Source organism: Pseudoxanthomonas sp. PXM01 (genome assembly GCF_014851815.1).
Lineage (GTDB): Bacteria > Pseudomonadota > Gammaproteobacteria > Xanthomonadales > Xanthomonadaceae > Pseudoxanthomonas_A.
Map to the genome: position 1 here is coordinate 1,152,127 of NZ_JACVAJ010000001.1, position 13,713 is coordinate 1,165,839.

13 protein-coding genes are annotated in these 13,713 nt (G+C 68.7%); 10 read left to right on the forward strand and 3 right to left on the reverse strand.

Annotated elements, in window-relative coordinates; genetic code table 11:
• Positions 1-3: 3 nt before the first annotated feature.
• Both glnD and map read right to left on the reverse strand, forming a co-directional pair.
• On the reverse strand, positions 4-2,598 hold the full coding sequence (gene glnD / locus IB230_RS19675; protein ID WP_343227286.1) for a [protein-PII] uridylyltransferase: 2,595 nt from the start codon (positions 2,596-2,598) through the stop codon (positions 4-6).
• 44 nt (positions 2,599-2,642) lie between these two features.
• Positions 2,643-3,419, reverse strand: coding sequence for a type I methionyl aminopeptidase (gene map, locus IB230_RS05225; protein ID WP_192269567.1), 777 nt, complete (start codon positions 3,417-3,419; stop codon positions 2,643-2,645).
• A 321-nt stretch (positions 3,420-3,740) separates the two neighbouring features.
• On the opposite strand from map, the gene rpsB reads away from it, so the two are divergent.
• From rpsB to IB230_RS05240, 3 genes are all read left to right on the forward strand, one after another.
• Positions 3,741-4,544 carry a 30S ribosomal protein S2 gene (gene rpsB / locus IB230_RS05230; RefSeq protein ID WP_192269570.1) on the forward strand — a complete coding sequence of 268 codons (804 nt, stop codon included), beginning with the start codon at positions 3,741-3,743 and terminating at the stop codon, positions 4,542-4,544.
• Positions 4,545-4,741: 197 nt separating this feature from the next.
• Positions 4,742-5,620 carry a translation elongation factor Ts gene (tsf, locus tag IB230_RS05235; RefSeq protein WP_192269573.1) on the forward strand — a complete coding sequence of 293 codons (879 nt, stop codon included), beginning with the start codon at positions 4,742-4,744 and terminating at the stop codon, positions 5,618-5,620.
• A gap of 214 nt (positions 5,621-5,834) precedes the next feature.
• The gene (locus IB230_RS05240) at positions 5,835-7,325 is read left to right on the forward strand and encodes a GGDEF domain-containing protein (RefSeq protein WP_192269576.1); all 1,491 of its coding nucleotides are present in this window, start codon (positions 5,835-5,837) and stop codon (positions 7,323-7,325) included.
• Between the two features lie 21 nt (positions 7,326-7,346).
• Here the strand turns inward: IB230_RS05240 and IB230_RS05245 are convergent, their stop codons facing one another.
• Positions 7,347-8,042, reverse strand: coding sequence for an AIM24 family protein (locus IB230_RS05245; RefSeq protein WP_192269579.1), 696 nt, complete (start codon positions 8,040-8,042; stop codon positions 7,347-7,349).
• Between the two features lie 66 nt (positions 8,043-8,108).
• Between IB230_RS05245 and IB230_RS05250 the strand changes: the two genes are divergently transcribed.
• The 7 genes from IB230_RS05250 (at position 8,109) to dxr (ending at position 13,708) form a co-directional block, all read left to right on the forward strand.
• Entirely contained in the window at positions 8,109-8,468 is a 360-nt protein-coding gene (locus tag IB230_RS05250; RefSeq protein ID WP_192269582.1) for a cupin domain-containing protein, read from the forward strand.
• A gap of 52 nt (positions 8,469-8,520) precedes the next feature.
• A complete protein-coding gene (pyrH, locus tag IB230_RS05255; RefSeq protein ID WP_192269585.1) occupies positions 8,521-9,246 on the forward strand; it encodes a UMP kinase in 726 nt (241 codons plus the stop codon).
• Positions 9,247-9,312: 66 nt separating this feature from the next.
• Complete coding sequence (locus tag IB230_RS05260) at positions 9,313-10,242, forward strand: cation diffusion facilitator family transporter (RefSeq protein ID WP_192269588.1); 930 nt, start codon at positions 9,313-9,315, stop codon at positions 10,240-10,242.
• A 77-nt stretch (positions 10,243-10,319) separates the two neighbouring features.
• Complete coding sequence (frr, locus tag IB230_RS05265) at positions 10,320-10,877, forward strand: ribosome recycling factor (protein ID WP_192269591.1); 558 nt, start codon at positions 10,320-10,322, stop codon at positions 10,875-10,877.
• A gap of 8 nt (positions 10,878-10,885) precedes the next feature.
• On the forward strand, positions 10,886-11,644 hold the full coding sequence (gene uppS, locus IB230_RS05270; RefSeq protein WP_192269594.1) for a polyprenyl diphosphate synthase: 759 nt from the start codon (positions 10,886-10,888) through the stop codon (positions 11,642-11,644).
• Between the two features lie 13 nt (positions 11,645-11,657).
• Positions 11,658-12,518, forward strand: coding sequence for a phosphatidate cytidylyltransferase (locus IB230_RS05275; protein WP_192269597.1), 861 nt, complete (start codon positions 11,658-11,660; stop codon positions 12,516-12,518).
• 2 nt (positions 12,519-12,520) lie between these two features.
• Complete coding sequence (gene dxr / locus IB230_RS05280) at positions 12,521-13,708, forward strand: 1-deoxy-D-xylulose-5-phosphate reductoisomerase (protein WP_192269600.1); 1,188 nt, start codon at positions 12,521-12,523, stop codon at positions 13,706-13,708.
• The last annotated feature ends 5 nt before the right edge of the window (positions 13,709-13,713 follow it).

The window sequence follows — 13,713 nt, forward strand, 5'->3', positions numbered from 1 at the left end:
GTGTCAGGGGGGAGTCTCGAGGCCGGCGCGCAGCGCATCGCGCAGCGCGTCCTGCTGGGAAGTATCGGTGAGCGGCTGGTCGTGCTCGTCGGTGATCTGGAACACGTCCTCGGCGCGCTCACCGAAGGTCGCGATGCGCGCGTCGTGCACGCGCAATCCCTGCCGGCGCAGCACCTGGGCCACGTCCGACAGCAGGCCGGGACGATCGGGCGCGACCAGCCCGAGCATGGTGCGCCGCCCGTCGGGCGTGGTGCCGAACTCGATGCGCGGCGCGAACCGGAAATGCTTGAGCTGCCGCGGTACGGCGCGGCGCGAGGTGCGCACGCTGTCGAGCGGGCGCGCCAGCGCCTCACCGAGCGTGCGCTCGATGTCGTCGGGATCCCGCGGCGCGTACGCATCGGCCGGCAGCACTTCGAACGTATCGAAGATCGCGCCCTGCGGCCCCACCAGCACGCGTGCCTGGTGGATGGCGAAGCCCATGCGGTCGAGGGTCGCGAGGATGGCGGCGAACAGGCCGTCACGGTCGGGCGAATGCACGAACACTTCCATCGCGTCCGCGTCGTCGGCGATGCGGCGCGCGCGTACCCGCGTCTCGCCGGCATTCGCGCCACGGATGGCATGCGCCTGCCAGGCCAGCTGTTCGGGACGGAAACGAAGGAAGCTCTCCTCCGGCATGGTGGTGAACAACGCATCCGCCTGCGCCGCCGACAGGCCCTGCAGTTCCAGCATGGCGCGGACGCTGCCGCGCGCTTCGTCCAGCCGCTCGTGCACCGCCACCGGGTTTTCCAGACCCTCGCGCAGCACGCGGCGCGCGGCGAAGTACAGGTCGGCCAGCAGCCGGTCCTTCCATGCGTTCCACAGCTTGGGACTGGTGCCGGCGATGTCCGCGCACGTCAGCAGGTACAGGTAATCGAGACGCTCGCGATCCTCCACCAGGACGGCGAAGGCGTGGATGACGTCGGGATCGGAGATGTCCTGCTTCTGCGCCGTCACCGACATGCGCAGGTGCTGCTCCACCAGCCAGGCCACCAGTGCGGTGTCGCCCTCGCTGAGCGCATGCGCTGCGCAGAACTCGCGCGCATCCACCGCACCCAGTTCCGAATGGTCGCCGCCGCGCCCCTTGGCGATGTCGTGGAACAGGCCCGCCAGCAGCAGCAGTTCCGGCTTGCGCAGGCGCGGCCAGACCTCATGCGCGATGGAGAAGCGCTCGTCCGCACGGCCCGCAGCGAAGGCGGCGATGTTGCGCAACACCATCAGCGTGTGCTGGTCGACTGTGTAGACATGGAACAGGTCGAACTGCATGCGTCCGGACACGCGTGCGAACGCCGGGATCCACTGCCCCAGCACACCGAGCCTGGCCATGCGGGTGAGCGTTTCCACCGCGCGCGGACCGCGCAGCAGGGCCATGAAGGCATCACGCTGCGCCCGCGTGGCCGCGGGATAGGCGGACAGCTTCGGCAGCGATTCCGCCAGCGCACGGGCGGTGCGCGAATGCAGGCCGCGAATCTGCGGATGGGCTGCCCACGCGGCGAACAGGGCGAAGACCTGCCCGACATCGTTCGCCGGCCAGCCGCCCTGGCGCGCGGCGAGATATCCGCGACGCAGCGCGAAGTGCTCGTCCAGCGGCTCCGGCAACGCTTCGCCGTCGAACTGTTCCTCGAACCGCTGCAGCAGGCGGTCGCTGATCCGCCGCACGATGGCGGCGCTGCGGTAGAAGCCCTGCATCATCTTCTCGACGCCGAGATTCTCGGCGTCGTCGGCGAACCGCAGCCGTTGCGCCAGCGTCTTCTGGTAATCGAAGCGCAGGCGTTCTTCCGGTCGGCCCGCGACCCGGTGCAGGCCGTAGCGCAGGCGTCCCAGCGCGCGGCGCTCGCGTGCCAGCGCGACGGCTTCGTCGGGGCCCAGGTGGCCCAATCCCACCAGCGCCTCCAGGTCGCGCACACCGAACGTGCGCAGCGCCATCCAGCCCAGCGTGTGCAGGTCGCGCAGGCCGCCGGGGCCTTCCTTGATGTTGGGCTCGAGGTTGTCGGAGGTGTCGCCGAACCGCGCATGACGCAGGCGCAGTTCCTCGCGCTTGGCGACGAAGAAGTCGCGCGGCGGCCAGACCCGTGCCGGGCCGATGGCGTCGATCAACAGGCCTTCGTCGACGGGTTCGCCGACGATCAGCCGCTCCTCGATCAGTGCGGTCAGCACGCTCTGGTCGGCGGCCGCCGCGGCCGTGCACTCGCCTGCCGAGCGCACGCTGTGACTGATCGGCAGGCCGGCATCCCACAGCAGGGCGAACAGCCGCGCCACCGCGTCGTGATGGGCCTGCTGCACGTCCGCCGCGGCAAGCACCAGCACATCGACGTCGGAGTGCGGGAACAGTTCGCCCCGGCCGTAACCACCGACCGCGAACAACGCCATCGGCGCATCCGCGGGGATGCAGCGCAGCCACGCGTCCTTCAGCAGATGGTCGACCGCCCGCGCGCGCAGCGCGAGGATGCGGTCCATGCCGTCGTCCTGGTCGAAACGCTTGTCCAGTCGCGCGTCGGTCTGGCCGAGCGAGGCACGTGCCGCCGCCGACCAGGCTGCGTCATCGGCAGCGTCCGGGCCGATGTCCGGAAGCCGCGTCGCCTGTCCGTTCGCGGCCGAAGGGGTGCTCACAGGTCGTTGTCGTCGCCCGGCACGCGGGTCAGGATCTCGACGCCGTCCTCGGTCACCGCCACGGTGTGTTCCCACTGCGCGGACAGCTTGCGGTCCTTGGTCACCACGGTCCAGCCGTCGGGCAGCACCTTGGTGTGGCGCGCACCCTCGTTGATCATCGGCTCGATGGTGAAGGTCATGCCGGGCTTCAGCACCACGCCCTCGCCGGGGCGTCCGTAATGCAGCACCTGCGGCTCGTCGTGGTAGACCTTGCCGATGCCGTGGCCGCAGTACTCGCGCACCACGCTGAAGCGCTCGCCTTCCGCGTACTGCTGGATCGCGTTGCCCACGTCACCCAGGGTGGCGCCCGGCTTCACCGCACGGATGCCGCGGAACATCGCCTCGCGGGTGACGTCCACCAGTCGCCTGGCCATCACCGACGGCGTGCCGACGATGTACATGCGGCTGGTATCGCCGTGCCAGCCGTCCTTGATGACGGTGACGTCGATGTTGAGGATGTCGCCGTCCTTCAGCACCTTCCCCTCGCTGGGGATGCCGTGGCAGATGACGTTGTTCACCGAGGTGCAGACCGTGGCCGGGAAGCCCTTGTAGCCCACGTTGGCCGGGATCGCCTTCTGCACGTTGACGATGTGATCGTGGCAGATGCGGTCCAGTTCGGCGGTGGTCACGCCCGGCTTCACATGCGGGGCGACCACCTGCAGCACCTCGGCGGCGAGCCGGCCGGCGATGCGCATCTGGGCGAGGTCTTCGGAAGTCTTGAGCTGGATGGCCATGGCCCGATTATCCCCCATTTGGCGCCCGGGCTGAACGACCGGACGCCCTTTCCCGCCCCGGCACGCCAGTCCGGGTTTGCGGCAGAGGGGCCAGGACCGCTATACTCCCGCGGCTTCGCGCCCGGGTCCGCCCGGCCGGACCGCCCACGTCGGGCGACACCGACGAATCCACACCTGCTGCCCCAACCCGTGCCGGGGTGCCCTTCGCTGAAGGGTTCGGACACGGAAGCCGCAGGGAGGCCCAACCCCGGAACCCCGCCCTCACGGGCACCGTCCTCCATTGAACCGGACGGTGGGTTCCCCTTCGATGGAGTCATTGCAATGCCCCAAGTCACCATGCGCCAGATGCTGGAAGCCGGCGTCCATTTCGGCCACCAGACCCGCTACTGGAACCCCAAGATGGCGCCGTACATCTTCGGTGCCCGCGGCAAGATCCACATCATCAACCTCGAGAAGACCGTTCCGCTGTTCAACGACGCGATGAACTTCATCTCGGGCGTCGCGCAGAAGCGCGGCACCATCCTGTTCCTGGGCACCAAGCGCAGCGCGCGTGAGGCCGTGAAGGAAGAGGCCGAGCGTTGCGGCATGCCGTTCATGACCCAGCGCTGGCTGGGCGGCACGCTGACCAACTTCGCCACCGTGAAGAAGTCGGTCGCCCGCCTGAAGGAACTGGAAGCCGCTGAAACCGACGGCACGTTCGAGAAGCTGGTCAAGCACGAAGTGCTGGGCCTGCGTCGCGAGCGCGAGAAGCTGCTGGCCTCGCTGGGCGGCATCAAGGAAATGAACCGGCTGCCCGACGCCCTGTTCGTCATCGACATCGGCCATGAAGACATCGCCATCAAGGAAGCCAAGAAGCTCGGCATCCCGGTGATCGCGGTGGTCGACTCGAACTACGACCCGGCCCTGGTCGACTACGCCATCCCCGGCAACGACGACGCCATCCGCGCCGTGCAGCTGTACGCCCGCGCCGCCGCCGACGCCGTGCTGGAAGGCAAGGCCGCGTCGCCGAACGCCGCCACCGTGCGCGAGGAAGAGTTCGCCGAAGGCGGCGACGACAAGGGTGCCCGTCGAGCCCCGGCCAAGAAGGCCGCCGGCAAGAAGTCCGACGAAGCCGCTGCCGAGTAATCCGGCTGCAATGCCGCCGCGCCATGCTGCGCGGCGGCCATGTTTTTCCCTTCTCCCGTCGGGAGAAGGTGCCCGAAGGGCGGATGAGGGTGCGGCAAGCATGTCGACGCTGCAGGCGTCGCGGTTCCGCCGGACCCTCACCCCAACCCCTCTCCCGACGGGAGAGGGGCTTTGCCAATCTAAACCGAGGTAATCCCGTGGAAATCACCGCTTCCCTGGTCAAGGAACTGCGCGAGCGCACCGGCGCCGGCATGATGGAGTGCAAGAAGGCGCTCACCGAGAACAACGCCGACATCGATGCCGCGGCCGAGTGGCTGCGCAAGTCGGGTCTGGCCAAGGCCGACAAGAAGGCCGACCGCGTCACCGCCGAAGGCCGCGTGGCCGTGGCCCAGGACGGCGGCAAGGCCGTGCTGGTCGAGATCAACTCCGAGACCGACTTTGTCGCCAAGGACGCCAACTTCATCGCTTTCACCGACGCCATCGCGCAGGCCGCGCTGACCTCGGGTGCCGCCGATGTGGAAGCGCTGAAGAGCGCCAAGCTGGCCTCGGGTGAGACCGTCGAAGAAGCCCGCGCCGCCGCCATCGCCAAGCTGGGCGAGAACATGCAGATCCGTCGCCTGGTCGCCATCGACAGCGCGAACAACGTCGCGGCCTACGTGCACGGCGGCAAGATCGGCGTGCTGGTCGAGGTCAAGGGCGGCGACGCCGAACTGGCCCGCGGCCTGGCGATGCATATCGCCGCGATGAACCCGCCGCACAACAAGGCCGCCGACGTCCCGGCCGAGTTCGTGGCGAAGGAAAAGGAAATCGAGCTGGCCAAGATGTCGGACAAGGACAAGGCCAAGCCGGCCGACATCCTGGAGAAGATCATCTCCGGCAAGATCAACAAGATCGTCAACGAAGTGACCCTGTACGGCCAGCCGTACGTGCTGGACAGCGACAAGTCGGTCGAGCAGGTGGTCAAGGCCGCCGGCGCCGACGTGATCGGCTTCCAGCGCCTGGTGGTCGGCGAAGGCATCGAGAAGGTGGTGGAAGACTACGCCGCCGAAGTGATGAAGCAGGCGGGCCTGGCGTAAGCCAACCTCACCGCTTCACCGGGAAAGCCGCGGGAAACCGCGGCTTTTTCTTTTGCTGCGATACACGCTACCTGCGTCGTCGCGTCGCACGACCGCTCGTCGCCCGCGACTAAAGTTTGCCGATCCTGCGCCGAAATTGTTTACAAAGCTGACATTCCGTCACGCTTTGCTGGCATGCTGCCCGCCACTTTCCTTCAGCGTAGTGCGCACCCGGATGCGTCCCGAACTCGAATCCCAGCTCTCGAACTGCCGCAACCTGCCCAGCCCGCCGGGCGTGGCGTTGCGCATCATCGAACTTGCGCAGGATCCCGAGGTGGTGATGGCGACGGCTGCCGATGCGATCGGCCTGGACGCCGCGCTCAGCGCGCGCATGCTGCGCATCGCCAACTCTCCGCTCTACGCCAGCCGTCGCCGTGTCGAGAACCTGTCGCAGGCACTGACGGTGCTCGGACTCAACGCCACGCTGACGCTGGCACTGGGCTTCTCGCTGGCGCGCTGCGGCAGCGGCACCCATCCGGTCGCGCAGGAGCGCGTCTGGCGCCGCAGCGTGATCGCCGCACTGGCATGCCGCCTGCTGGGCCAGCACGCCGGCCTGCGCAAGGCCGAGGAACTGATGCTGGCCGGCCTGCTGCAGGACATCGGCGTCCTCGCCCTGCTGGAAGTGCTGGGCGACGACTACGCACGGCTCGTCGAGCGGGCCGAGGACAACGCGGCGTTGCTGGCGGCCGAGCGCGAGCTGCTGGGCTGCGACCACGCCGCCGTCGGCGGCTGGCTGGCGCGGCAATGGAACCTGCCGGCGCTGCTGCGCGAAGCCATCATGGAGAGCGAGACGCCGGCCTCCGACACCACATTCAACGCATGCGTCGCCGTGTCCGGCCACGTCGCCGACATCTGGCTGGCGGGCGCGGACGAAGCGCACACCGAAGAAGCCCACCGGCAGGCCGCCCTGCAGGCCGCAACGCGGCTCGGACTGGACTATGCGACCTTCCTCGCGCTGACCGAAGACATGCTCGCGGCCCTGCCCGAGGTGTGCACGATGTTCGACGTGCCGCCCGCGCCGCCCGCCCGCATCCAGGCGTTGCTGGACCAAGCGCGCGAGCTGCTGGTGGTGCGCAACCTGCGAGAGATCCAGGAAGCCGCACGCGCGCGCAAGGAGGCCGACGAACACGAGGACCGCGCACGCCGATTGGCCGAGGAGGTCCGCCGCGATCCGCTGACCGGCGCCTACAACCGCAGCCAGCTGGAAGAAGTGCTGGAGAAGGAGTTCGACGCCGCCACGCGCCATGGCTGGCCGCTGTCGATCGCCTTCATCGACCTGGACGACTTCAAGCAGGTCAACGACCGCTGGGGCCACCTGGTCGGCGACGAGGTGCTGCGCAACTTCGCCAAGTCGCTGATGCGGCACGTGCGTAGCAGCGACATCGTCGCCCGCTACGGCGGCGAGGAGTTCCTGGTGGTACTGCCCGGCATCAACGAAGAAGCCGCCGCGCACGTGGTGCGGCGCATCCTGTCCGAAGTGGCAGGCTCCGCCATGGCCCACGTCAATGGCCAGCCGCTGCACATCACCTTCTCCGCCGGCCTCGCCACGCAGGGCACGCTGGAGCAGTTCCGCCATGTCGACGACCTGCTGCGCGCCGCCGACGAGGCGCTGTACGGTGCCAAGCGTGAAGGACGCAACCGCGTCTCGGTGGGCGCCAGCGCCTGAGCCGGCGCACCCGCACCGCGGTTACTGCCGCGGCTGCAGTGCCACTTCCTCGTACGGCTGCACGACCACCCAGCCTTCGCCGGCGAAACGCAGCTGGATGCTTTCGCCGGAGCCACGCCCCAGCAGGGTGCCGAACGAGATGTCGGTGATGATTTCCGGCGTCAGGCTGCCCGACCACGCCACCGTCGCATTGGGATCGGTGAACACCGGCCCGGTCTGCGCGTTTACCGGCAGCGTCAGCGGCTCGTAGTGCGAGGTGATGGCCACGATGCCGTGGCCGCTCAGGCGCACGTTGAACAGGCCGCCCGACAGCATGCCGGCAACCTTGCGCATCATGGTGATGCGACTCTCGATACCCGACTCGACGGCGAGCACGTCGTTGCCGTTGACGAAGATGGATTCGCCGGCCAGGCGCAACAGGGTGATCCGCTTGCCGGCATCGGCCAGGTACACGCGGCCCTGCCCTTCGATCTTCATCAACTGCATGCCTTCGCCGCTGACCGCCTTCTTCAGCAGGTTGCCGAGGCCTTGCTCCAGCACACCCTGGCGGGTGAACTTGACCGCGCCCTTGCGCGCGACCATTGCCCCGGCCTTGGCCCAGACCAGTCCGTTCAGCCGTACCTCGAGCAGGTGCGGACTCTCCAGTTCGAAGGCCTCCGGGCTGGCGTCCTTTTCGCGGGACGAAGCGATGAATTCCTGCAGGGTGCGCACGGCCATGGTCGTTCCTTGATGACGGTGGAAAGAGGACGCCATCATAGCCACCCCGCCCTCCAGGTACCGTCCATGCCCCGCATCGTTGCCGTGCCGCACACACCGGATGCCGCCACGCGCGCACCGGTCGCCTCCGAACGCCTGGTGGCAGGCCAGCCGCAGCAGGCCGTCGGCAACGCCTACTCGTCGCAGGACGAACGGTTCCATTGCGGCGTATGGGAAGGCGAGGTGGGTGCCTGGCGCGTGCAGTACACCGAGCACGAGTTCTGCCACCTGCTCAGTGGCCGCGTCCGCCTGCGCGGCGATGACGGTGAAGAGGTGGTGACGCTGGAGGCCGGCCAGAGTTTCGTGGTGCCAGCGGGTTTCACCGGCACGTGGGAAGTGCTGGAAACGGCGCGCAAGCTCTATGCGATCTACGAACCCGGCGACTGAGGGCCGGGCTCTCGGCTAGAATTGCCGCGTTTGCCCCCACGCCGAGAACCCCATGCCCGCTCCCCTCGCCTATCGCCGCATCCTGCTCAAACTGTCCGGCGAAGCGCTGATGGGGGCCGAGGACTACGGCATCGACCCGGTCGTGATTACCCGCATCGCCCGCGAGATCATCGAGGCGCGCGACGCCGGCGCCGAGATCGGCCTGGTGATCGGTGGCGGCAACATCTTCCGCGGTGCCGGCCTCGCCGCCGGCGGCATGGACCGCGTCACCGGCGACCAGATGGGCATGCTGGCCACGGTCATCAATGCGCTGGCCATGCAGGATTCGCTGGAAAAGCTCGGCGCCAAGTGCCGCGTGATGAGCGCCATCAAGATCAACGACGTGTGCGAGGACTACATCCGCCGCCGCGCGATCCGCCACCTGGAGAAGGGCCGCATCGCCATCTTCGCGGCCGGCACCGGCAACCCGTTCTTCACCACCGACTCCGGCGCCGCGCTGCGCGCGATCGAGATCGGCGCGGACCTGCTGCTGAAGGCCACCAAGGTGGACGGCGTCTATGACAAGGACCCCAGCAAGCACGCCGACGCCGTGCGCTACGACCAACTCACCTACGACGACGTCATCGCCCGCGACCTGCAGGTGATGGACACCGCCGCGTTCGCGCTGTGCCGCGACAGCGACGTGCCGCTGCGCATCTACGACCTGTCGGTGCCCGGCAACCTGATGCGCATCCTGCGCGGCGAGCATGTCGGCACGCTGGTGAAGGGTCGCAACTGAGGCGTGGCGCCCTCCCTGCGCCGCTGTAATAGTGTCCGGCCACCCCGGCCGGCACGCTAGCCCGCCATGGGACACGGACATCACCACGGGCACGGGGCGCACGCCCATCCACAGGCATCGGCCACGCGCACCTTCGCCTGGGTCACCCTGATCAATCTGGCGTACACCGCGCTCGAGGCCGGTTACGGCTTCCACACCAATTCGCTGGCGCTGCTGTCGGACGCGCTGCACAACCTGGGCGACGTGCTGGGACTGGCGCTGGCCTGGGGGGCGGCGGCCCTCGCCGGCCGCCGGCCCAGTGGCCGCCACACCTACGGCTGGCGCCGCGCGACGCTGCTGTCGCCGCTCGCCAACGCGGTCCTGCTGGTCGTGTTCTCCGGCGCGCTGGGCTGGGAGGCCTTCCGGCGCTTCAGCGCTCCGCCGGAGATTCCCGCCACGCCGGTCATCGTGGTCGCCTCGCTGGGCATTCTGGTCAACCTCGGTGCGGCCTGGCTGGTGAAGGACGGGCATGCGCACGACCTCAACAAGCGCGGCGCGTTCCTTCACCTGCTTGCGGATGCCGCCGTCTCGCTCGCCGCCGTCCTGGCGGGCATCGGCATGGCGACCCTGGGCTGGGCGTGGCTGGATCCCGCCACTGCACTGCTGATCGCGGTCGTGGTAGCGGTCGGCTCGTGGGGTCTGCTGCGCGACAGCTTCGACGCCGCCATGGACGCCGTACCGGGCAGCGTGGACCCGGACGAGGTCCGCGTCTTCCTGCTGGCACAGCCAGGCGTCTCGGCCCTGCACCACCTGCACATCTGGTCGCTGGGCGCCAACGAGATCGCATTGACGGCGCATCTGGTACGGGCGCGCGAGGACGATCATGACGCTTTCATCGATGCCACCGTACATGCACTGGACGACCGTTTCGGCATCAACCACGCCACCCTGCAGATCGAACGGGGCGCCGGTTGCGGCCACGACCTGCACGATGCGGCGCCGCATCATTCGCACTGAACGGCCGGCAGGCGGTCGGCAGCGGCCGCGAATCGCCCTATAATCGGTCGTTTACAGGCTTTGCAACGGAAAGGGCGATGCTCAACGACATCAAGAAAGACGCGCAGGCGCGCATGACCAAGAGCATCGAGGCGCTCCGCCACACGCTGGTGAAGGTCCGCACCGGCCGGGCGTCGACCGCCCTGGTCGAGCACCTGAAAGTCAATTACTACGGCTCCGACATGCCGCTGAGCCAGGTCGCCACGGTGACCATCTCCGATTCCCGCTCGCTCACGATCACCCCGTGGGAGAAGCAGATGGTCGGCGCGGTCGAGAAGGCCATCCTGGCCTCCGACCTGGGCCTGACCCCGAATACCGCCGGCACCACCATCCGCCTGAACCTGCCCGCCCTCACCGAAGAGCGTCGCAAGGAGCTGTCCAAGGTCGTCCACAGCGAGGGCGAGGACGCCAAGGTCGCGATCCGCAACATCCGCCGTGATGCCAACCAGCAGGTCAAGGACCTGCTGAAGGACAAGCAGATCACCGAGGATGAAGAGCGCAAGACCGAAGACGAGATCCAGAAGCTCACCGACAAGTCCATCAAGGACGTCGATGACGTCGTCAAGGCCAAGGAACAGGAACTGATGGCGGTCTGAGGACTGCCATGTCCCCTGCCGTCCCCGCGTCCGTGCCCCGCCACCTGGCCGTCATCATGGACGGCAACGGGCGCTGGGCGGAACGCCGTCGCCGTCCGCGCGTGATCGGTCATCGTGCCGGTGCGCGCGCGGTCAATGTCTGCATCGATTTCTGCCTCGAGCGCGGCATCCGCGCGCTGACCCTGTTCGCGTTCTCCAGCGAGAACTGGGGACGCCCGGAAGAAGAAGTCGGCGCGCTGATGAAGCTGTTCCTCAACGCCCTCGACCGCGAAGTCGACGAACTGCACCGGCGCGCGGTGCGGGTGCGTTTCATTGGCGACCGTACCCGCTTCTCCAGCGACATCCGTGCCCGCATGGACGCCGCCGAAGCCCTGACCCACGCGAACGCGCGCCTGCACCTGGTCATCGCCGCCAGCTATGGCGGACGCCAGGACATCGCGCACGCGGCACGCGCACTGGCCGCCGACGTCGCGGCCGGCCGGCTGCGACCGGAGGACATCGACGAAGCCGCGCTCGGCGCGCACGTCGCACTGGCCGACCTGCCGCCCCCCGATCTTTTCATCCGCACCGGCGGCGACCACCGCATCAGCAACTTCCTGCTGTGGCAGCTGGCGTATACCGAACTCTGGTTCACCGACGTGCTGTGGCCCGACCTGGACGCCGCGCTGCTGCAGCGCGCGCTGGACGACTTCGGGCAGCGCGAGCGCCGCTTCGGCCTGACCAGTGCCCAGGTCTCCGGCGACGCCGCCGAGCACAGCCCTGCATGAGAGCGAGCCCCGCATGAGCGCGACCCGTACCCGTGTCATCGCCGCACTGGTGATGGCGCCCTTCGCCATCGGCGCGATCCTGCTGCTACCCACGTCCTGGCTGGCGATGCTGGCCGCGCTGGTGTTCCTGGTCGGCCTGTGGGAGTGGTTCAAGCTCGCCGAGATCGACGACACCTTGCAGCGCACCGTGCTGCTGACCGCCAACCTGCTGGTGATGGTGGCGCTGGTGTGGGCGTCGCGCGGCTCGGGCGATGCCACCGACCTGGTGCCGCTGCGCCTGATGGCACTGGTGGGTGTGGCCTGGTGGCTGCTGGCGCTGCTGTGGCTGCGCTTCTTCAACTTCGCCTCCGACCACGAAACCTGGGCCCGTGTGTTCAAGCTGGCCGCCGGCACGCTCGCCGTGGTGCCCGCCTGGTGCGCGCTGGGGCTGATCCACTCGTCGCAGCCGAACGGCCACATCTGGTTGTTCGTCGCCCTGGCCATCGTCTGGGCGGCCGACAGCGGTGCCTATTTCGCGGGCCGCCACTTCGGCGGCCGCTGGTTCGCGGGCCGCAAGCTGGCACCGCGGATCAGCCCCAACAAGACGCTGGAAGGCCTGCTGGGCGGCTTGGCCGCCGGCATGCTGGTGGCGGCGGTGGGCGCGCTGATCGCGGGCGCGGGCGCCGGCCAACTGGCCGGGGTGCTGGTCGTGGCGATCTTCACCGTGCTGTTCTCGGTGGTGGGCGACCTGTTCGAAAGCCTGCTCAAGCGGCATGTCGGCGCCAAGGACTCGGGCGACCTGATCCCGGGCCACGGCGGCGTGCTGGACCGCATCGACGGCGTGCTGGCCGCCCTGCCGATCTTCGTGCTGGGCAAGGAAGTCTTCGGATTCTGAGCATGACCGCGCATGCACCCCGCAACGTGGCGGTCCTGGGCGCGACGGGCTCGATCGGTGCGTCGGCGCTGGACGTGATCGCGCGCCATCCGCGCCGCTACCGCGCCAGCGTGCTGGCCGCGGGCAGCAACGTGGACGCCTTGCTCGCCCTGTGCGCCGCGCATCGACCCGATCATGCCGTGATCGCCGACGACACGCTGTACGCGCGCCTGCGCGACGGGCTGACCGACGCCGGCCTCGCCACGCAGGCGCACGCCGGCATGGCGGCGCTCGATACGCTGGTGGCGGCACCGGCCTGCGACGTCGTGGTGGCCGCCATCGTCGGCGCCGCCGGCCTGTCCTCGACACTGGCCGCCGCGCACGCCGGCAAGCGCCTGTTGCTGGCCAACAAGGAATCCCTGGTACTCGCGGGCGAGCTGGTGATTGCCGCTGCGGATGCGGCGGGCGCCGAGATCATTCCGATCGACAGCGAGCACAACGCCATTTTCCAATGCCTGCGTTCACGACAGGCTCAGGCCGACGTCAGCCGCATCGTGCTGACCGCATCAGGCGGTCCGTTCCGCGGGTACAGCCGCGCCGCGCTGGCGCAGGTGACGCGGGACCAGGCCGTGGCGCATCCCAAGTGGTCGATGGGGCCGAAGATCTCGGTCGACTCGGCCACGCTGATGAACAAGGGCTTGGAGCTGATCGAAGCCCACCACCTGTTCGGCGTCGGCCGCGAGCGTCTGGACGTGCTGGTGCATCCGCAGAGTCTGGTGCACTCGCTGGTGGAATTCGTCGACGGCTCGACGCTGGCGCAACTGGGCCTGCCCGACATGCGCACCTCGCTCGCGGTCGGCCTGGGCTGGCCCGAACGGATCGATTCCGGCGTGGGCGGGCTCGACCTGCTGAAGCATCCGCGACTGGAGTTCGAGGCGCCCGATACCGACGCCTTCCCGTGCCTGCGACTGGCCTGGGAGGCCATGGCGGCGGGCGGCACCGCCCCGGCCGTGCTGAATGCTGCGAACGAAGTCGCAGTTTCAGCCTTTCTTCAGGGCCGGATCGGTTTCCTATCCATCCCCGCGCTGGTCGAGGATGCCCTCGCTGCGCTGCCTGCGGCGCCGGCGGATTCGCTGGAGGTCCTGCTGGCGGCGGATGCACGGGCCCGCCAACTGACCGAACGCAACCTCGCAGGCCACCTCTCCCCATGAGCGCC